21 protein-coding genes are annotated in these 18309 nt (G+C 63.6%); 10 read left to right on the top strand and 11 right to left on the bottom strand.

All coding sequences use genetic code 11. The features are described from left to right. Positions 1-278 precede the first annotated feature (278 nt). Positions 279-797, top strand: coding sequence for a hypothetical protein (locus JKL45_RS02745; RefSeq protein ID WP_201859572.1), 519 nt, complete (start codon positions 279-281; stop codon positions 795-797). A 66-nt stretch (positions 798-863) separates the two neighbouring features. On the opposite strand, the gene JKL45_RS02740 is transcribed toward JKL45_RS02745, so the two are convergent. From JKL45_RS02740 to secA, 4 genes are all read right to left on the bottom strand, one after another. Then, positions 864-1571 carry a protein phosphatase CheZ gene (locus JKL45_RS02740; protein ID WP_201859571.1) on the bottom strand — a complete coding sequence of 236 codons (708 nt, stop codon included), beginning with the start codon at positions 1569-1571 and terminating at the stop codon, positions 864-866. 5 nt (positions 1572-1576) lie between these two features. Beyond that, entirely contained in the window at positions 1577-1960 is a 384-nt protein-coding gene (locus tag JKL45_RS02735) for a response regulator (protein ID WP_036358554.1), read from the bottom strand. 184 nt (positions 1961-2144) lie between these two features. Beyond that, positions 2145-3767, bottom strand: coding sequence for an ABC-F family ATP-binding cassette domain-containing protein (locus tag JKL45_RS02730; RefSeq protein ID WP_201859570.1), 1623 nt, complete (start codon positions 3765-3767; stop codon positions 2145-2147). 92 nt (positions 3768-3859) lie between these two features. Continuing rightward, positions 3860-6670 (bottom strand): preprotein translocase subunit SecA, encoded by a 2811-nt coding sequence (gene secA, locus JKL45_RS02725; RefSeq protein WP_201859569.1) that lies wholly within the window; start codon positions 6668-6670, stop codon positions 3860-3862. A 250-nt stretch (positions 6671-6920) separates the two neighbouring features. On the opposite strand from secA, the gene JKL45_RS02720 reads away from it, so the two are divergent. Both JKL45_RS02720 and argJ read left to right on the top strand, forming a co-directional pair. After that, a complete protein-coding gene (locus JKL45_RS02720; RefSeq protein WP_201859568.1) occupies positions 6921-7820 on the top strand; it encodes a peptidylprolyl isomerase in 900 nt (299 codons plus the stop codon). A 220-nt stretch (positions 7821-8040) separates the two neighbouring features. Beyond that, on the top strand, positions 8041-9282 hold the full coding sequence (gene argJ / locus JKL45_RS02715) for a bifunctional glutamate N-acetyltransferase/amino-acid acetyltransferase ArgJ (protein ID WP_201859567.1): 1242 nt from the start codon (positions 8041-8043) through the stop codon (positions 9280-9282). On the opposite strand, the gene JKL45_RS02710 is transcribed toward argJ, so the two are convergent. Next, a complete protein-coding gene (locus JKL45_RS02710; RefSeq protein ID WP_201859566.1) occupies positions 9283-9666 on the bottom strand; it encodes a hypothetical protein in 384 nt (127 codons plus the stop codon). A 102-nt stretch (positions 9667-9768) separates the two neighbouring features. Here JKL45_RS02710 and mutT point away from each other — a divergent pair, with 102 nt between their 5' ends. Further along, positions 9769-10191: an 8-oxo-dGTP diphosphatase MutT gene (gene mutT / locus JKL45_RS02705; RefSeq protein WP_201859565.1), complete on the top strand. Its 423-nt coding sequence runs from the start codon at positions 9769-9771 to the stop codon at positions 10189-10191. An 8-nt stretch (positions 10192-10199) separates the two neighbouring features. Further along, entirely contained in the window at positions 10200-11126 is a 927-nt protein-coding gene (locus JKL45_RS02700) for a DMT family transporter (protein WP_201859564.1), read from the top strand. Here JKL45_RS02700 and JKL45_RS02695 read toward each other — a convergent pair. The 4 genes from JKL45_RS02695 to JKL45_RS02680 all read right to left on the bottom strand — a co-directional run bounded on the left by JKL45_RS02695 (position 11110) and on the right by JKL45_RS02680 (position 14107). Beyond that, positions 11110-11544, bottom strand: coding sequence for an acyl-CoA thioesterase (locus JKL45_RS02695; protein ID WP_201859563.1), 435 nt, complete (start codon positions 11542-11544; stop codon positions 11110-11112). The two genes, JKL45_RS02700 and JKL45_RS02695, sit on opposite strands and share 17 nt — an antisense overlap. 8 nt (positions 11545-11552) lie before the next feature. Then, positions 11553-12701: an iron-containing alcohol dehydrogenase gene (locus tag JKL45_RS02690; RefSeq protein ID WP_201859562.1), complete on the bottom strand. Its 1149-nt coding sequence runs from the start codon at positions 12699-12701 to the stop codon at positions 11553-11555. Between the two features lie 80 nt (positions 12702-12781). Further along, complete coding sequence (locus JKL45_RS02685) at positions 12782-13147, bottom strand: DUF427 domain-containing protein (protein ID WP_201859561.1); 366 nt, start codon at positions 13145-13147, stop codon at positions 12782-12784. Positions 13148-13228: 81 nt separating this feature from the next. After that, complete coding sequence (locus JKL45_RS02680; RefSeq protein WP_201859560.1) at positions 13229-14107, bottom strand: methyltransferase domain-containing protein; 879 nt, start codon at positions 14105-14107, stop codon at positions 13229-13231. A 100-nt stretch (positions 14108-14207) separates the two neighbouring features. Here JKL45_RS02680 and JKL45_RS02675 point away from each other — a divergent pair, with 100 nt between their 5' ends. The 4 genes from JKL45_RS02675 to JKL45_RS02660 are packed head-to-tail and all read left to right on the top strand — an operon-like array spanning position 14208 to position 16670. Next, on the top strand, positions 14208-14990 hold the full coding sequence (locus JKL45_RS02675) for a ComF family protein (protein WP_201859559.1): 783 nt from the start codon (positions 14208-14210) through the stop codon (positions 14988-14990). A 52-nt stretch (positions 14991-15042) separates the two neighbouring features. Next, the gene (gene grxC, locus JKL45_RS02670) at positions 15043-15300 is read left to right on the top strand and encodes a glutaredoxin 3 (RefSeq protein WP_201859558.1); all 258 of its coding nucleotides are present in this window, start codon (positions 15043-15045) and stop codon (positions 15298-15300) included. A gap of 16 nt (positions 15301-15316) precedes the next feature. Continuing rightward, positions 15317-16180, top strand: coding sequence for a carbon-nitrogen hydrolase family protein (locus tag JKL45_RS02665; protein ID WP_201859557.1), 864 nt, complete (start codon positions 15317-15319; stop codon positions 16178-16180). Positions 16181-16223: 43 nt separating this feature from the next. Further along, the gene (locus tag JKL45_RS02660) at positions 16224-16670 is read left to right on the top strand and encodes a DUF1178 family protein (protein WP_201859556.1); all 447 of its coding nucleotides are present in this window, start codon (positions 16224-16226) and stop codon (positions 16668-16670) included. 37 nt (positions 16671-16707) lie between these two features. On the opposite strand, the gene JKL45_RS02655 is transcribed toward JKL45_RS02660, so the two are convergent. Then, on the bottom strand, positions 16708-17085 hold the full coding sequence (locus JKL45_RS02655; RefSeq protein ID WP_201859555.1) for a hypothetical protein: 378 nt from the start codon (positions 17083-17085) through the stop codon (positions 16708-16710). A 37-nt stretch (positions 17086-17122) separates the two neighbouring features. Further along, positions 17123-17452: a hypothetical protein gene (locus tag JKL45_RS02650; RefSeq protein WP_246498251.1), complete on the bottom strand. Its 330-nt coding sequence runs from the start codon at positions 17450-17452 to the stop codon at positions 17123-17125. A 255-nt stretch (positions 17453-17707) separates the two neighbouring features. On the opposite strand from JKL45_RS02650, the gene JKL45_RS02645 reads away from it, so the two are divergent. After that, a complete protein-coding gene (locus JKL45_RS02645; RefSeq protein ID WP_201859554.1) occupies positions 17708-18229 on the top strand; it encodes a metallophosphoesterase family protein in 522 nt (173 codons plus the stop codon). The last annotated feature ends 80 nt before the right edge of the window (positions 18230-18309 follow it).

Genomic DNA, 18309 nt, shown 5'->3' with positions numbered 1-18309 from the left:
TCATGTCCCGCCGTTCAGCCCCGCCATGATCCGGCCTGCCAGCCCCCTGGCTCCGCAGCAGGTAAAGCACCGAGACTCCGCCCCGGCCTTGCATTCCAACCCGATGACGATTCAGACTTAAGCTCAGCAATTCGGCAGCGCTTTCAGCCCTCGCTCATGGAAGGACGCCCGATACAGGTATAATGAGATCAGGCTGAGCGCAGCCAAATCTCAAGGGCCCTTGTCATCGAGGACGTACGGCAAAGGCCCGGTTTACACGATTCCCGAGGGAGGCATCCATGCACTGCCCTTCGCACCGGTTCGTCTGCGTCATTCTCTTGGCTTGTGCCGCAGCCGGCAGCGTGAGTGCAGCTCCCGAGGTCCTCGGCCGCTATGCCGGCTCGTTCTCCGGCTCTGGAACCATATTGGAGGGGCCGGAGGCCAGCCCCCATAAGGTCCGCTGCAGCTTCACGATTCTGCAACAGGGGACGACAGACTTGTCGCTTCAGGGCACATGCTGGGCTTACCTGATCGTGGCGCGATCCGTTAGCGCGCGTCTGTCCTGGGATCCCCGTTCCGGCCAGGTGACCGGCACCTATAGCGGTTCGCGGGTCGGGATGGCCCAGCTCTCGGGTCGACAAGTAGGAACCGACTTCGATCTAACGATTCAATGGCCAAGACCTCTGTATGGGGACATGGCCGCTGAGATGAAAGTTGTCAGCTTCGATCCCGACCGCTTTCGGATCGTTGTCACGGATCGCATCGGTGTGAATGGCCCTGTGCGGGCGACGACGGACCTGACGCTGCTCCGACGCTAGCGTGTCGTACAGCAAAAAGCCCGGCTGTCGCGCCGGGCTTTTCCTCGATCGCCGCTTCAGGTCCAATCACCCGAACAGGGCGTCGATGGCGTCCTGGGAGGTGCGGTTCGGATCGCCGTCCAGGGCCGGACCGTTCAGGAGAGCCTCGTCCCCTTCCCGCTCCGGCATCTTGAAGGCTTCCACGTCGTTGAAGCTTTCCAGGCCGCCCCAGATCTGCGCCATCTGGGTCACGCGCTCCTCGATGAACTTCATGGAGCCCACAACCTTGCTGATGCGCTGGCCGGTAATGTCCTGGAAATTGCAAGCCTCGAAGATCGTGATCACCCGGTCCGAGATCTGCCGCGCCATCTCGGCGTCGGGGCCGGATAGCTGGGTGGCAAGCTTGCCCGTGATCTCGTCGATCTCCTCGGCTGCCGCCAGGATGCTGTTGGTGGCAGCTTCCGTGCCGCACACCACGGCTCCGAGTTCGTCGGTGACGCTCGTCACCTGCCCGCCAGGACTGTGGGAGTGCAGGGTCGCGATCTCGCGCTTGGTGCGCTGGATCGACTCCGTGATGGCGTCGAGTTCATCCTTGAGGTGGAGCGCCTCGCGCAGATCGGTTCGGATCTGATCCAGAAGGGCTTTGGAGGCCCCGCTGCTCGGTTCCATTGCGGCGTGAATGGCCGCCATGCCCCGCATGATCTCGGCGTGGCGACGGGCGGCGATGCTCTCGCGGGACTGGGCCAAGAGATCCAGGCTCAGGGGGTCGAAGGAAACAGGCGGTGGGAGACGCATGGCGGCTACTCACCCAGCACGGCGGCGATCTTCGAGCGCAACGTATCGGCATTGAAGGGCTTGACGATGTAGTTGTTGACGCCAGCCTGCTTGGCCGCAACCACGTTCTCGGTCTTGGCCTCGGCGGTGATCATGATGAAGGGCAGGCTGCCCAGCTCCGCATCGGCGCGCACCTGCTGCAAAAGCTCGAAGCCGGTCATGGGCGCCATGTTCCAGTCGGAGATCACCAGCCCGTACTTCTTCTCCTTGAGCTTGCCCAGAGCCTCGGAGCCGTCCTTCGCCTCGTCGACGTCGTTGAAGCCGATCTGCTTCAGCAGGTTGCGGATGATGCGCAGCATCGTCTGATAATCGTCAACGATGAGCACCGGGAGAGACGTGTTCAATGCCATGATGGTTCGGCCTGCAAAGTGAGAAAGGAAATGTGAAGAAAGACCGTTGAAGGACGCTTCTTCAAAAAAGGTTGTTCGGGTTCCTGCCTTATCCCTCACGATGCTTGCCTCAAGCTGGCGTCACGCAGCAAAAAGCCCGGCTTTTCGGCCGGGCTTCGAGGTTTGATCTTATGGTGTTTAGTGTTCAGTGCCGTAAGCCCGGCGCCTCCTGGCCGGTGCGCTCCACGTATTCGGTGTAGCCGCCGCCATATTGATGAACGCCCTCCGGGGTGATTTCCAGGAGGCGGTTGGACAGGGCCGCCAGGAAGTGGCGGTCGTGCGAGACGAAGAGCATGGTGCCCTCGTACTTCGACAGCGCGTCGATCAGCATTTCCTTGGTGGCGATGTCCAGATGGTTCGTGGGCTCGTCGAGCACCAGGAAGTTCGGCGGGTCGTAGAGCATCTTGGCCATCACGAGGCGCGCTTTCTCGCCGCCCGAGAGCACGCGGCACTTCTTCTCCGCGTCGTCCCCTGAGAAGCCGAAGCAGCCGGCGAGCGTGCGCAACGATCCCTGCCCGGCCTGCGGGAATGAGTCCTCAAGGAACTCGAACACCGTGCGGTCGCCTTCCAGCACCTCCATGGCGTGCTGGGCGAAGTAGCCCATCTTGACGCTCGCCCCGATGGTCACCGATCCCTCGTCGGGCGCGGCGGCGCCCGCTACCAGCTTCAGGAGCGTCGACTTGCCGGCGCCGTTGACGCCCATGACGCACCAGCGCTCCTTCCGGCGCACCCCGAAGTCGAAGCCCTCATAGATGCTGCGGCTACCATAACGCTTGTGCACGTTCTTGAGGCTGACCACATCATCGCCCGAGCGCGGCGCGGGCAGGAAGTCGAACGCCACCGATTGTCGGCGCTTGGGCGGCTCCACCCGGTCGATCTTCTCCAGCTTCTTGACCCGGCTCTGCACCTGCGCGGCGTGAGAGGCGCGCGCCTTGAAGCGCTCGATGAACTTGATCTCTTTGGCAAGCATCGCCTGCTGCCGCTCGAACTGCGCCTGCTGCTGCTGCTCGTTCAGTGCGCGCTGCTGCTCGTAGAACTCGTAATTGCCCGAATAGGTGGTGAGCGAGCCGCCGTCGATCTCCATGATCTTGTTGACGATGCGGTTCATGAAGGCGCGGTCGTGCGAGGTCATGAGCAGTGCGCCATCATACCCCTTCAGGAACTCCTCCAGCCAGATCAGGCTCTCGAGATCGAGGTGGTTGCTCGGTTCGTCGAGGAGCATCACGTCGGGGCGCATGAGAAGAATCCGCCCGAGCGCGACGCGCATCTTCCATCCACCGGATAGAGCGCCGACATCGCCGTCCATCATTTCCTGGGAAAAGCCGAGGCCTGCAAGAACCTCGCGTGCGCGGCCCTCCAGGGAATAGCCATCGAGTTCCTCGTAGCGCGCCTGCACCTCGCCGTAGCGCTCGATGACCGCGTCGAGATCATCCGCCTTGTCCGGATCCACCATGGCGGCTTCGAGCTCGCGCAGCTCTGCCGCCACGGCACTCACCGGGCCTGCGCCCTCCATCACCTCGGCGGCGGCGCTGCGGCCCGCCATCTCGCCCACATCCTGGCTGAAATACCCGATGGTGATGCCGCGATCGACGGAGATCTGGCCTTCGTCCGGCAGCTCCTCCTTGGTGACCATGCGGAACAGCGTGGTCTTTCCCGCCCCGTTGGGGCCCACGAGGCCGATCTTCTCGCCCTTCTGAAGGGTCCCGGAGGCTTCGATGAAGAGGATCCGGTGGCTGCTCTGCTTGCTGACGTTTTCGATGCGAATCATGGGGCTTTGAAACTTGAAGATGTTGGGCGGCGCAGAAAAAGCCCGGCCATGAGGCCGGGCTTTTCATGAATATGGTTCAGGACGTCGCGGCTTTAGGCCACGAACTGCCCGTGGCAGTGCTTGAACTTCTTGCCCGAGCCGCAGGGGCAGGGCTCGTTGCGGCTGACGCGACCCCAACTTGAGGGATCGTTCGGGTCGCGGGACGGCGTCGGCTCGGTGACTGCTGCGGCCGCGAAGCCGAGGGCCGGTCCGGCCCCGAAGGCGCTCCCTTGAGCCAAGTCGAACTCGTTCTCACCGGTGGCCGGATCGAGGTGCTGAGCGAACATGGGCGGCAGCTCCTGCGGCTCGGGCTGCTGGAAGACAACCTGGATGCGCATGAGCTGGCCCGTCACCTGCTCGCGCAGGTGGCCGATCAGGCCGTTGAACAGCTCGAAGGCCTCGGACTTATACTCGTTGAGTGGATCGCGCTGGGCGAGCCCGCGCCACCCGATGACCTGGCGCAGATGGTCCAGGGTCACGAGGTGCTCGCGCCAGAGGTGATCCAGGCTCTGGAGCAGAACCTGCTTCTCCACGTAGTTCATGACCTCGGCCGAGTTCGCCTCGATCCGCTGGGCGTAAGCCTCATCGGCCGCCTTGGTGATGCGCTCGCGGATCTCGTCGTCGGCAATGCCCTCTTCCTTCGCCCATTCATCGACGGGAAGGTCGAGGTTGAGGAAATTGAGGACGTTTGCCTTGAGGCCCTCGACATCCCACTGCTCCGCATAAGCGTTCTCGGGGATGGCGCGGGCGACGATGTCTTCGATCACGCCATGGCGCATGTCGTCGATGGTCTCGCGCACGCTCTCCTGCGCCATGAACTCCTTGCGCTGTTCGAACACGACCTTGCGCTGGTCGTTCATGACGTTGTCGTATTTCAGGATGTTCTTGCGGATGTCGAAGTTGCGCGCCTCGACCTTCGCCTGCGCCCGCTCGATGGCCTTGTTGATCCACGGATGGATGATGGCCTCGCCTTCCTTCAGGCCGAGCTTCTGCAGCATGCCGTCCATGCGGTCGGAGCCGAAGATGCGCATCAGGTCGTCCTGAAGCGACAGGTAGAACTTGGAGCGGCCAGGATCGCCCTGGCGGCCGGAGCGGCCGCGCAGCTGGTTGTCGATGCGCCGCGACTCGTGGCGCTCGGTGCCGAGCACATAGAGCCCGCCGGCGGCGAGCGCCTTCTCCTTGAAGGACGCCACCTCGTCGAGGATCTCCTTCTCTCTGGCAGCGCGCTCCTCGCCCTCGACGCCGGCGAGTTCACGCTCGACGCGCATCTTGGCGTTACCGCCGAGCTGGATGTCGGTGCCGCGGCCGGCCATGTTGGTGGCAATCGTGATCGCGCCCGGCACGCCGGCCTGGGCGACGATGAAGGCCTCCTGCTCGTGGAAGCGGGCGTTCAGCACCGCGAAGTGCTTGGTGCCGCGTCCAGCGCGGGCGTCCTGGTAGAGAGGCTCGAGCGCCAGCGGATTCTCGAAGTCGATGAGGGTGTAGCCCTGCTTGACCAGCATGTCGGCCAGATGCTCGGACTTCTCGATGGAGGTGGTGCCGACCAGGATCGGCTGCCCTTTGGCGGAGGCCTCCTCGATGTCGCGGATCACCGCCTGATAGCGCTCCTCGAAGGTCCGGTAGACCTCGTCGTCGTCGTCGATGCGGGAAACCGGTCGGTTGGTCGGGATCTCGACCACTTCGAGATTGTAGATCTCCAGGAACTCGTCGGCTTCGGTCGCCGCCGTGCCGGTCATGCCGCCGAGCTTGTCGTACAGGCGGAAGTAGTTCTGGAACGTGATGGAGGCGAGCGTCTGGTTCTCGGGCTGAACCTGAACCTTCTCCTTGGCCTCGAGCGCCTGGTGCAGGCCTTCCGAATAGCGGCGGCCCTGCATCATGCGGCCGGTGAACTCGTCGATGATCACCACTTCGCCGTTGCGGACGATGTAGTCCTTGTCGCGCTGGAACAGGGTGTGGGCGCGCAGCGCCTGGTTCATGTGGTGGACCAGGGTGGCGTTCTGGGCGTCGTAGAGGTCGCCCTCTTTCAGAAGGCCGATCTCCCGCAGCAACTCCTCGATCTTCTCGGTGCCGGCCTCGGTGAGGGCTACGGAGCGCTGCTTCTCGTCGAGCTCGTAGTCGCTCTTGTCGAGGCGCGGGATCACCACGTCGATGGCGTTGTAGAGTTCGGAGCGGTCATCGAGCGGGCCGGAGATGATGAGCGGCGTACGGGCCTCGTCGACCAGGATCGAGTCCACCTCGTCCACGATGGCGAAGTTGTGGCCCCGCTGGACCATCTGCGCCATCTCGTACTTCATGTTGTCGCGAAGATAATCGAAGCCGTATTCGTTGTTGGTCCCGTAGGTGATGTCGGCCGCATAGGCCTGGGCACGCTCCACATCGTCGAGCCCGTGGACGATCACGCCGACGGTGAGCCCCAGGAAGCGGTAGATCTGGCCCATCCACTCCGAGTCGCGCTTGGCCAGGTAATCGTTCACCGTGACCACATGAACGCCCTTGCCGGCGAGCGCATTCAGGTAGACCGGGAGCGTCGCCACCAGGGTCTTGCCCTCGCCGGTGCGCATCTCGGCGATGGATCCCTCATGGAGGACCATGCCGCCGATGAGCTGGACGTCGAAGTGGCGCTGCCCCAGCGTCCGCTTGGCCGCCTCGCGGACGGTAGCAAAGGCCGGCACCAGGAGGTCGTCCAGGGTCTTGCCTGCCGTGAGCTGGGCCTTGAAATCCTCCGTGCGGGCGCGGAGCTGCTCGTCGGACAGGGCCTCCAGCTCGGCCTCCATCGCGTTGATGGCCGCAATCTTGGGCCGGTAGGACTTCAGCCGGCGATCATTGACCGAGCCAAAGATTTTCTTCGCGAGAGAACCGAACATCGGGAGCCTTCGAAAATTCCGTAAAGGGATAAGGGGCGTTTGGGCCGCCTTATAGACCTAATCATGCCAGATTGCATCTTAAAGGCCGTGCCTTTAGTGGCGCAGCCCCAGGGGGTGCCCGGAGGGGTGTTCAAGACCCCGCGAGCGGCGATGCTGTGACATAAATATGCCATCTCTTGCAAACGTAAACACATTCGGCCATCTGATCGTCGCTGTCCGTGGGCGATCACGCTCACCAGAGGAAACACGAATGAATCGCTCACTCAACGTCCGGAAGAGCCTTCTGACCCTCGGCGTCGCCCTGCCGCTCCTAGCCGGCGCCGGCGCTGCCCTCGCCCAGACCCCGCCTGCCCCCGCGACCTCGCCGGCTGCCGTTCCGGCCGTCGACCCCGCCAAGGTGGTGGCCCGCGTCAACGGCATCGAGATCACGGAAGGTGATCTTGCCATTGCGGCCGAGGACTCAGCCCTGCAGATGCCGAACGTGCCCGACGAGCAGAAGCGCGAGCTTCTCACCGGCTACCTGATCGACCTGAAGCTCGGCGCCAAGGCGGCCGAGGCCGCCAAGGTTGGCAGCGGCGCCGAATTCGCCCGCAAGCTCGCCTATAACCGGGACAAGACCCTCCTCGACGAGTACCTCGACCAGGAATCCAAGAAGGCCGTGACCCCGGAGGCCGCCCGCAAGCTCTATGACGAGACCGTTAAGAGCGTGCCGTCCGAGCAGGAAGTCCGCGCCCGCCACATCCTGGTGGAGAACGAGGACGACGCCAAGAAGGCCGCCACCCGCGTGAAGGGCGGCGAGGATTTCGCCAAGGTCGCCGGGGAACTCTCCAAGGACCCGGGCTCCAAGACCGACGGCGGCGACCTCGGCTTCTTCACCAAGGACCGTATGGTCGAGCCCTTTGCCGAGGCGGCCTTCAAGATGGAAGCCGGTCAGATCTCCGATCCCGTCAAGAGCCAGTTCGGCTGGCACGTGATCAAGGTCGAGGAGAAGCGCAACAAGCCGGCTCCGACCTTCGAGGAGACCAAGGACCAGGTGGAAACCTACCTCGCCCGCAAGGCCCAGCAGGACCTGATCCTCGGCCTGCGCAAGAACGCCAAGGTCGAGCGCCTGGACGACAAGGGCAACCTCGTCGAGCAGAAGCAGCCGTAAGCGTCAGGGCTTTGGCAAAGATTTAGGGCGGCCTCCGGGCTGCCCTTTTCATTGGTTGACGCTGTCGCTTATTCATCCAGCCCGGATCAACGGCAGACACGAGGCGTCGTTGCGCGTCGTGACGGTGACGCTCGGTGAACCTTGCACTTGACAAAAAGCCTTAAAAAACCGCAGGTCGCGGCTCGCAACGTCGTATCTCAACACCTCTCCCGGATTCCTCATGTCCAAGACCGTGTCTCCGCTCGCCCCCAAGTCGGTCCCGACGCTCCCCGCCCTCGAGGGCGTGAGGATCGCCACCGCGGAGGCCGGCATCCGGTACAAGAACCGGACGGACGTGCTCTACGTGACGCTGCCGAAGGATACGACCGTCGCGGGCGTGTTCACCCGCTCCAAATGTCCCTCTGCCCCAGTCGACTGGTGCCGCAAGAATTTGACGAAGGGCACAGCACGGGCGCTGGTGGTGAACTCGGGCAACGCCAACGCCTTCACGGGCAAGAAGGGCGCAGAGGCGGTGAAGCTCACGGCCGACATCGCCGCCGAGGCCGCAGGCTGCCGCGCCTCGCAGGTGTTCATCGCCTCCACGGGCGTCATCGGTGAACCGCTGGACGCCACCAAGTTCCAGGGCGTGCTGAGCGCCTGCGAGAAGAAGGCCAAGCTCACCGGCTGGACCGATGCGGCCAAGGCTATCATGACCACCGACACCTTTCCGAAGGTGGCGACCCGCACGGCCAGAATCGGCGGCGTCGAGGTGACCATCAACGGCATGGCCAAGGGTGCCGGCATGATCGCCCCCGACATGGCGACGATGCTGTCCTTTATCTTCACCGATGCGCCCATCGCGGCCAACGCCCTGCAGGCCCTGCTGAAGAAGGGCGCCGACAAGAGCTTCAACTGCGTGACGGTGGACAGCGACACCTCCACGTCCGACACGTTGCTCTTCTTCGCCACAGGCACCGCCGCCGCCAAGGGCGCGCCAACGATTTCCCTGCCGAGCGACCGGCGCCTCAAGGAGTTCCGCGCAGCGCTTGAAAGCCTGCTTTGCGACCTCGCCCAGCAGGTCGCCCGCGATGGCGAGGGCGCGCGCAAGTTCGTGACGGTAAAGGTGACAGGCGCTACGGGCGCGACCTCGGCCAAGCGCATCGCCATGGCCATCGCCAACTCACCCCTGGTGAAGACCGCGGTGGCCGGCGAGGACGCCAATTGGGGCCGCGTGGTCATGGCTGTCGGCAAGGCGGGCGAACCCGCCGAGCGCGACAAGCTCGCGATCTGGTTCGGTGACATCCGCGTGGCCGTCAAAGGCGCCCGCGATCCGGACTACGACGAGGCCAAGACTACGGCCTATATGCAGGGCGACGAGATCACGATCCGGGCGGATCTCGGCCTCGGCCGCGGCGAGGCCACGGCCTGGACCTGCGACCTCACCAAGGCCTATGTGGAGATCAACGGCGATTACCGGAGCTGATTAGAGACTAGGAACGACAGTCACCTTGCGCTTAACGGAAACTCTCATCGGCCCGCCATACTGGTCCGTGCCGATATAGGTGTAGGTGAACTCGTCAGGGCCTTGGTAGCCAGGCTTTGCCACATAAACCGGGCGGAGGTTTTCAACGCCTGCCCGACCATTCTTCGGAGCCTGAGTAATCTGCACCTCTTTGATGGCTCCAGGAACACCATTGACTCCGAAGGCGCAACCCGTTCCTGCCTTGACCGTAAGTGGGACTTCAAGCTCGGCTAAGTTTCCTGGGATAATGAAGGGAGGTCCTTTGCATTCGGCGTGTGCTGCGCCGGTGGATACCAGCCCAACAACGATCAGCATTCCCCTCAGCATATTCTTACGCCCAATCATTCGTTGCTCCCCCACAAATATTATACGAAATATCATCACATACATCTAATTGGTCAATGCGAATTGTTTTCTGCTGTGGAATCTGCTGAGTGAAAGCTAGCTATGAAAACAAACACGCCTCCTCTCAAGCTCACCCTCGTCGTTGCGGTCGCCCTGATCGACACGGACAACCGCATCCTTCTGGCGCAGCGCCCGGAGGGGAAGCAGCTAGCGGGGTTGTGGGAGTTTCCCGGTGGCAAGGTGGAGCCGGGCGAGCGACCGGAGGAGACCCTGATCCGGGAGTTGGAGGAGGAGCTTGGAATTACGGTGAAAGAGGCATGCCTCGCGCCACTGACCTTCGCGAGCCACCCTTATGAAACCTTCCACCTGCTCATGCCGCTTTATATCTGCCGCCGCTGGGAAGGCTTCGTGCAGCCGCTGGAAGGACAGGGGCTGAAGTGGGTCAAGCCGCAGGAGCTGCGCTCCTATCCCATGCCGCCGGCCGATGAGCCGTTGATCCCCTTCCTCGTCGATCTCCTGGGTTGAGGTCGCGCATGTCCGTCGCACCCGGGGAAGCCGCCGCGCTTCCCGCAGCCCCGACTCCGGTCTTTCTGGCGGCGAACCTTCTCGTCTGCTCGATGCTGTGGTCCACCTCGTTCCTGTTCATCAAGCTGAGCGGAAACATCAACCCCTTCGTGCTGGCCTCGATCCGTGGCCTTATCGGTGCGTCCGCCCTCCTCGTGTGGTTCACCGTGCAGGCCAAGAGCATCCGCCCCGACAACGGACAGTGGCACCATTGGGTGATCCTCGGGGCGCTTAACGGCTGGATCCCGAACGTGCTCGTGGCGCATGCGCTGACCCAGATCGGAACCGCGCCGGCGGCCATGATCCAGGCCTCCGGGCCGCTTATCGTCGCGGTCCTGTCGCACCTGCTCTACGCGGACGAGCGGCTGACCCCGCGGCGCTTTGTGGGCGTTATCGTCGGCATTGCAGGGATGGGCATCCTCATCGGACCCGCCGCCCTGCCGGACAGCGGCATCAGCGCCTGGGGCGTGCTGACCATGGTGGCGACGGCTCTCAGCTATGCGATGGCGAACCTCTATGTTCGCTCCATCAAGCAGGCGGACCCGGCCCGCCTCGCGCTCGGTCAGCAGATCTGCTCGGCCATTCCGGCAACCGTGCTGGCACTCGTCGTCGCAGGCCCTTCCGCCTTCGTAGCCGTGCCGGGCAGTGCGCCCTCACTCCTGGCGCTCGGCATCGTCTCCACCGCTCTGCCGATCCTGCTCTTCATGCGGCTCATCCGCCGCGCAGGTCCGACCAGGGCTTCGATGGTCGGTTATCTCCAGCCGGTCTGGACGACGATCCTTGCCGTCCTCTTCCTCAACGAGATCATCGGACTGCGCGAGATGATCGGCGGCGCCGTGGTGTTGTCGGGTGTGGCGCTCGTGTCGTTGAGCGGGCGGATCAGGTCAGCTCGCTGAGCATGGCGCGCGTCTCGCGCGGGATCTCCACGGGCTTCTGGGTTTCACGGTCCACATAGACATGGACGAAGTGCCCCTGCGCGGCCGCCGCTTGAGCGCCCTGCTTGAAGATCGCGATCCGGTAACGCACCGATGAGCGCCCGAGATGCGCCACCGCGATGCCGGCCTCCAGCGCGTCCGGAAAGGCGACGCTCTCGAAATAGGTGCAGCCCGACTCCACCACGAGGCCAATGGTCGGGCTCTCAGTAATAGTGAGCAGCCCCTTTTCGACGAGCCAACCATTCACGGCCGAGTCGAAATACGAGTAGTAATGCACGTTGTTCACGTGCCCATAAGCATCGTTGTCCATCCAGCGGGTGGCGATGGGGCGAAACAGCTTGAATTCCGAGCGGGCGGGACGCGAAGGACGATCCGTCATGGCGCGTCTTACCAGGCCGCTTCGTAGATCGCGCGCGCATCCTCGAGAGTGAGCGGGCGCGGATTGTTCACCAGAAGGCGCGTCTGCTTCATGGCATCCTCGGCCATCAACGGGACTGCCTCCTGCGGGATGCCAACGTCGCGCAGGCGCGGCTGCAAGCCCACCTTCGTGCACAGGGAGGCCAGCGCCTCGACGAAGGCCGAACCCGTAGCGCGGTCTTCGAGTTCCGGGAAGGCATGAGGGGCAAGTTCCGCGTAAGCTTTCTCGCAGGCGCTCGCGTTGAAGCGCAGCACATGCGGCAGCACGAGGGCGTTGGAGAGCCCGTGCGGAATGCCGAAATGCCCGCCGATGGGATAGGCCAGCGCATGCACGGCGGCGACCGGCGAGTTGGCAAAGGCCTGGCCGGCCAGCATGGAGCCCAGCAGCATGGCGGAGCGCGCTTCCACATCCTGCCCCTGATGCACCGCGCGCTCGATGTTGCGGCCGAGCAGGCGCAGCGCCTCCTTGGCGAGCGCCTGCGAGACCGGATTGTTGTTGGCGCTTGTCGAGGTATAGGCCTCGATGGCGTGCACCATCGCGTCGATGCCGGTGGCTGCTGTCACATGGGGCGGAAGACCGAGCGTGAGATCGGGATCGAGCAGCGCGATGTCCGGGATGATGAGCGGCGAGACTACGCCCTTCTTCTCGTGCGCGCCGGTGGTGACGATGGAGATCGGCGTCACCTCCGAACCTGTCCCCGCCGTGGTGGGAATGGCGAGCAGCGGCAGGCGCGGCCCCTTGGCGACACCGACGCCGTAGATGTCGGCCAGCGACTCGCCGCTGGCGGCTAGCAGCGCGACAAGTTTTGCCACGTCGATGGACGAGCCCCCGCCGAAGCCGATGACGGCTCTCGCATCAAAAGCCTTGGCTTTCTCGACGGCGGCCAGCACCACGTCTTCCGGCGGATCGGCCACGACAGCGTCGAACACGTCGACGGCGACGCCTGCTTCCTCCAGGGCGCGAAGAGCGGACGCGATAAGCCCGGCTTTCATGAGGCCCGCATCGGTGACGAGCGCCACCCGGGGCCCGAGGCGCTGGGCGGCGATTTCCCCTAAGCGCGCGATGCTGCCGGAGCCGAAGACGAGGGACGGAGCGGTGTTGAAGGTGAACGGCGTCATGGGTGTTTCCTCTGGCGCCGAAGATGCCCCGTGCTTGCCGAGGCAGCAACCCGGATCCCTTACACCCTTAGGAGAACGCCCTAATCCTTGAACTCCTCGATGGCATCGACCTTGTTCGGGTAAAAGGCGAGATGCTCCTTGATGCTGGCCACCGAAGGAAACGGCTGCTTATAGCTCCAGGCCGCATTCTCCCGCACGAGCCCACCTCCGTTGACGGTGAAATAGGAGGCCTCGCCCTTGAAGGGGCAATGGGTGTGGTGATCGGTCGAGTCCAGCAGGTCCATGTGCACATCCTCGCGGGGGATGTACTGAACCGGCGGGTAATTCGCCTCCTGCAGGGTGAGCGCCTGCGTGGTCTCCGCGACGATGAAGCCGCCGAGCATGACCCGGATGCGATGCGGGTTCTGCGTGATGGTGATCGGATGATCCGGGCCGGGCTCCTTCATGGCACTTCCTTCTCCAAGACAGGCTCTCTGGAAAATGAAGATAGGGCAACCTGGTTGCACCCCAAGACGCGAGACGGCCGGCTACTCCTTCTCAGGCTTGGGCGCGCCCTCCTTCACGCCCAGGGCATCGGCCAATCGCACCTTGGCGGAACCAGGGCGCAGGGGCTTCTGCTGGCTCTCATGCGGTGCCCAGCCGGAGAGCCACACGATCTCGAAGGTCGCCGGAATACGGCCATCGGCCTCGCCGAAACGCTCCGCATAGATTTCCGCCGCCCGGATCAGGGTAGCGCGCTTGAGCGGTGTCTTACGACGGTCGTTCAGCGCGTTGGTCAGCCCCATCTGGCGCAGGTCGCGCATGAGCGCAAAGGCATTGGCATAGCGCACCCTGACGACATCGGAATCCGTCACCGGCAGGGCAAAGCCTGCACGCTGAAGCAGCCCGCCGATGTCGCGCAGATCCGCGAAGGGCGCCACGCGGGGGCTGACGCCGCCCTCCAGCTCCGACTCGGCCTGCGTCAGCGACTGGCGCAGCTCGGTCAGCGTGCTGCCACCCAGCAGCGCTCCCACGAACAGGCCATCGGGCTTAAGCGCACGGCGGATCTGAATGAGGGAGCCCGGCAGATCGTTGACCGAATGGAGGGACAGGAGCGATACGGCGAGGTCGAAACGCTCGCCGGAAAACGGCAAATGCTCCTCGTCGCCCAGAATGCTCCCGGGCTCCGGCACCGGCGAGAGGCGGATCACCGTCTCGGCGCGCCCGCTCCGGCGCAGGACCTCTGCGGCAGCCGGCGTGGGGGTGCCCACGTCGAGGACGAGCGGAAACTCCCGCAGAACGGCCGAGAGCCGCTCTTCCAGGTCTTCGACGGCGCGGACCAGCAGGAAATCGGCATAGCCCTGGCGCATTGCGCGGGCCAAGCGGCAGCGGACAAGGGGACGGTCGAAAACGAGAGGCGTGCTCATGAGGCGCTGGATATGGCGTGTGACGGCTCAGGAACCAAGGATTTTTTGATCGCTTCGACAGGGAGGTGGCAGGACATGGCTCATCGGCTAAGCTTCACCCATGAGCGACCCTCTCGACGTTGAGCCGATCCAGCTCCGCGCCCGCCTCCATCGGGGAGCGTGGGAGGTTTGGCGCTCGGCGCTCGGTCTCCTCTACCCGCCCACCTGCATCGCCTGCCAGGCTGCCACAGGGGAGCCTCACACCCTCTGCGCCGCCTGCTGGTCGGGCATGCGCTTCATCGAGCGTCCCTATTGTGAGCGGCTTGGGACGCCCTTTTCCGTCGATCTCGGCCAGCCCGTGCTCTCGCCGGCGGCCATCGCCGACCCGCCGGTGTTTCAGCGGGCCCGAGCTGTCGCGGAATATGACGGCACCGCAAGTCTTCTCGTTCACCGCCTCAAATACAACGACCGTCTCGAACTCGCCCAGGCTCTCGGTGGAATGATGACGCGAGCCGGGGCGGAGCTTCTGGCCGATGCGGATGTGATCGTCCCCGTGCCGCTCCACCGCTGGCGGCTCTGGTGGCGGCGCTTCAACCAGGCCATGGCGCTGGCGAAAGCCGTCTCGGCGGAGAGCGGCATCCCCTGCGACCCGTTCCTGCTCGCCCGTGTCAAGCACACGCAGCGGCAGGTGGGGCTTACGAAGGCGCAGCGGCAGGAGAACCTCCAGGGTGCCTTCCGCGTCTCCGTGGAGGCGAAGGCGCGACTGCAGGGCAAACGGGTGCTCCTCGTCGACGATGTGCTCACCACCGGCGCCACGGCCAACGCCGCCTCCCGGGCACTCCTGCGCGGCGGAGCGGCTTCCGTGGACGTGCTTGCCTTCGCCCGGGTGGTGAAGGAGTTGTGATAGAGGCGCAAGGCTTCCTATATCCCTGCCAACCACAGGAGACCGTTCGACCATGACTGCCATCACGATCTACACCAAGGGCTGGTGCCCCTATTGCTCGGCCGCCAAGAAGCTTCTCACCGAGAAGGGCGCCGCATTCACCGAGATCGACATCGAGAAGAAGCCTGAAGCCCGGGCCGAGATGATTCAGAAGGCCAAGGGCCGTTCCACCGTTCCGCAGATCTTCATCGGCGAAAAACATGTCGGCGGCTGCGATGACCTGTATGATCTTGATGACAGGGGCCAGCTTGAGCCTTTATTGCAGGCCTGACGGAGACTGACAGTTCATGAACCCGCCCCGCTTCACCGCTGCCTGCATCCAGATGCGCTCCGGGCGCGATGTTCTCAAGAACCGCGACGATGCGGTGGCCCTGGTGCGCCAGGCGGCCGATCAAGGCGCGCATTTCGCCCAGACGCCGGAGATGACGTCGCTCGTCTGCCGCGACCGGGACGAGTTGTTCTCGAAAGTCGGGCCGGAGGTGCAGGATCCGGTGTTGGCTTCCCTACGCGAGGTGGCGCGGGAGCGGAGCATCCTGATCCAGATCGGCTCCATCGCCGTGAAGGAGGGCGATAAGGTCGCCAACCGGGCTTTCCTGATCGATCAGGATGGCGAGGTGATCACATCCTACGACAAGATCCACCTCTATGACGTGGACCTGCCGAATGGCGAGAGCTGGCGCGAATCGGCCACCTATACGGGTGGCGCCTCGGCCGTGGCCGCCGAGACGCCCTGGGGCTATCTCGGCATGACCATCTGCTACGACGTGCGCTTCGCCGCCCTCTACAAGGCGCTCGCCGAGAATGGCGCCTCCTTCCTGTCGGCACCTGCCGCCTTCACCAAGCAGACGGGTGAGGCGCATTGGCATATCCTGCACCGAGCCCGCGCCATCGAAACCGGCTCCTTCATGATCTCTGCGGCCCAAGCGGGTCTGCACGAGGACGGGCGCGAGACCTATGGCCATTCGCTGATCGTCGATCCCTGGGGTCGCATTCTAGCGGAAGGCGGCACGGAGCCCGGCGTGTTCCTGGCCGAGATCGACACCGCCCTCGTGGCGGAGGTGCGCGGGCGCATTCCAACACTCAAGAACGCCCGGCCCTTCAAGGTCGAAATCGTCCCCACCATCGAGACGGATCGGGCGGCCACCGCCTGATCCCTTCCTTTTCCGATCCAGAATCCTTAAGTCTCACCGAGACATGATCAAGTACGCCCTGGCCTGCGAGCAGGCCCATGAGTTCGAGAGCTGGTTTCCTTCAAGCGATGCGTTCGAGACGCAGCGCAAGCGCGGCTTCGTGATCTGTCCGTTCTGCGACTCGGCCAAGGTCGAGAAGCAGATCATGGCCCCATCCGTCGCGCGCACGGACAAGGCGCCGGTTGCACCGGTTCCGGAGCCGCAGGCCATGGCGGTTCTCTCGGACCGGGAACGCGAATTGCGGACGGCGTTGCGGGCCTTGCGCGAGCACGTGATGAAGAATGCCGAGAACGTGGGCAAGGACTTCGTCGAGGAAGCGCGCAAGATGCATTTCGGCGAGACAGAGGAGCGCTCGATTTACGGCGAGGCGGACCTTGCCGAGGCGCGAGCGCTCCTGGAGGAAGGCATCGACGTGCTTCCTCTGCCCATTGTGCCTGACGACAGGAATTAGGAGCCGTCTCCCAACTGTCCCGCCATTTCTAGACAGGCTATTTCTTCGGCGTGATCAACTCGACGCCGAGCTGGGTCTCGCCCTTGAAGGCCCAAATGCTCTTATACCCGCCTTTGTTCTCGTCATCCTCGACGAGAAGGGCCGTCCCGCTGGAGCCTTTGCTGGTGAAGCTCGCCGCGAGAAAGCGCTCGTCGCCGATCGCGAACCCATCGTACTTTTCACCGGCAATGTTCCAGGTGAGCTTGAACGTATCCTTGCTCGTCTGAACGATAGTCAGTGTTCCGGTGTAATCGCTGTCTGGTTCGCCATTGTTGCCCTTGACCGCATAGACGCCAGGGCCGCCAGCGATGGCCGGAAGGCTCACGCCCATGGCAAGGCCCATGAGGGCCAGTCCGAAAAGCTTGGATTTGATCATGTGTTGTCTCCCGCGAGGGACCCTCGGAGCCAGAGGCTCAGCGCTGATAGGTGAATGTCGAAATGGAACAGACATTGACGGCACGCCTCACATGGGAGGAGCCATCGGTGAAGACCGCCTTGAAGTCGAACTTGCAGGCTCCCGAGCCGTCGTCGATATCGACGTCGAACACTTCTCCATTCGCCAGGGTGTCCGAACCGAGGATGTCTTCCTCCCAATCGTCGGCTCCGGTGGCAGAGGCATAGAACTCCGCCATGGTCATTCCGGTATCGTTGACGATATCGACATGCCGGTTGGCAGCATTCGCTAGGCTGAAAGCAGACATGGCAAGAAAGCCCGCCACGGTAAGGCTGGTGATGATCTTCAAGATTTGCCCCTCAAAGTTGCAGTGATGGCAATATTGCCCTGCAGAATGCATCTCAGTTACAGCGAGCCTAGCTGTTGGGGACTTTTATTGTCTCGATTTGGCAGGATGCGGATTCGGCATAGCATAACTTACGTTAAGGAAGCATTTTCAGCGGGATCGACCGCTCCGGCCCTTCATGATCGAACTGAACTCTCCTCCAAGGTCGACGTTTCAACCTCGAGCTTCACTTCACAAAGACGAGTTGCAGGGGCTGATTTGGCGACTTTCTTCACCAGCGACACCCATTTCGGCGACCCCAGGGTGCTGCGCATCGACAAGCGCCCGTTCAAGACGATCCCCGAGCACGACGAGGCGCTCATCGCCAACTGGAACGCGATTGTCTCGCCCGACGACGAGATCTGGCATCTGGGCGACTTCGCCCTGCATGTGCGCCCGGAGCGGATCGATGAACTGCTAGGGCTCCTCAATGGACGCAAGCACTTGATCACCGGCAACAACGATGGCGCAGCAACCCTTGCGGCCAAGGGCTGGGAGAGCGTGCAATCTTACGCCGAACTGATGCTCGACGGGCAGGCGGTCGTCATGTGCCACTACGCCTTCCGCACCTGGAAGAACATGGGCCGTGGCTGGATCGACCTACACGGCCACTCCCACGGCAAGCTCAAACCTCAGACCCGGCAATACGATGTAGGCGTGGACGCCTGGGAATATCGGCCCGTCACCCTCGAAACGGTGCTTGGCACGAGACGCCGGCGCCCGGCTGCCATAACGGGCTGATCCAGCAGAGTTGCTCCTGGTTTTGTTATTGGACCGGATCATTTCCAGAGGCTTTAACCGAACCATTCGCCCCAGGTCCG

The organism is Microvirga soli (assembly GCF_016734765.1).
GTDB lineage: Bacteria > Pseudomonadota > Alphaproteobacteria > Rhizobiales > Beijerinckiaceae > Microvirga > Microvirga soli.
The sequence above is the reverse complement of the archived record's forward strand: the minus strand, read 5'-3'. Positions and strand labels throughout refer to the sequence as shown.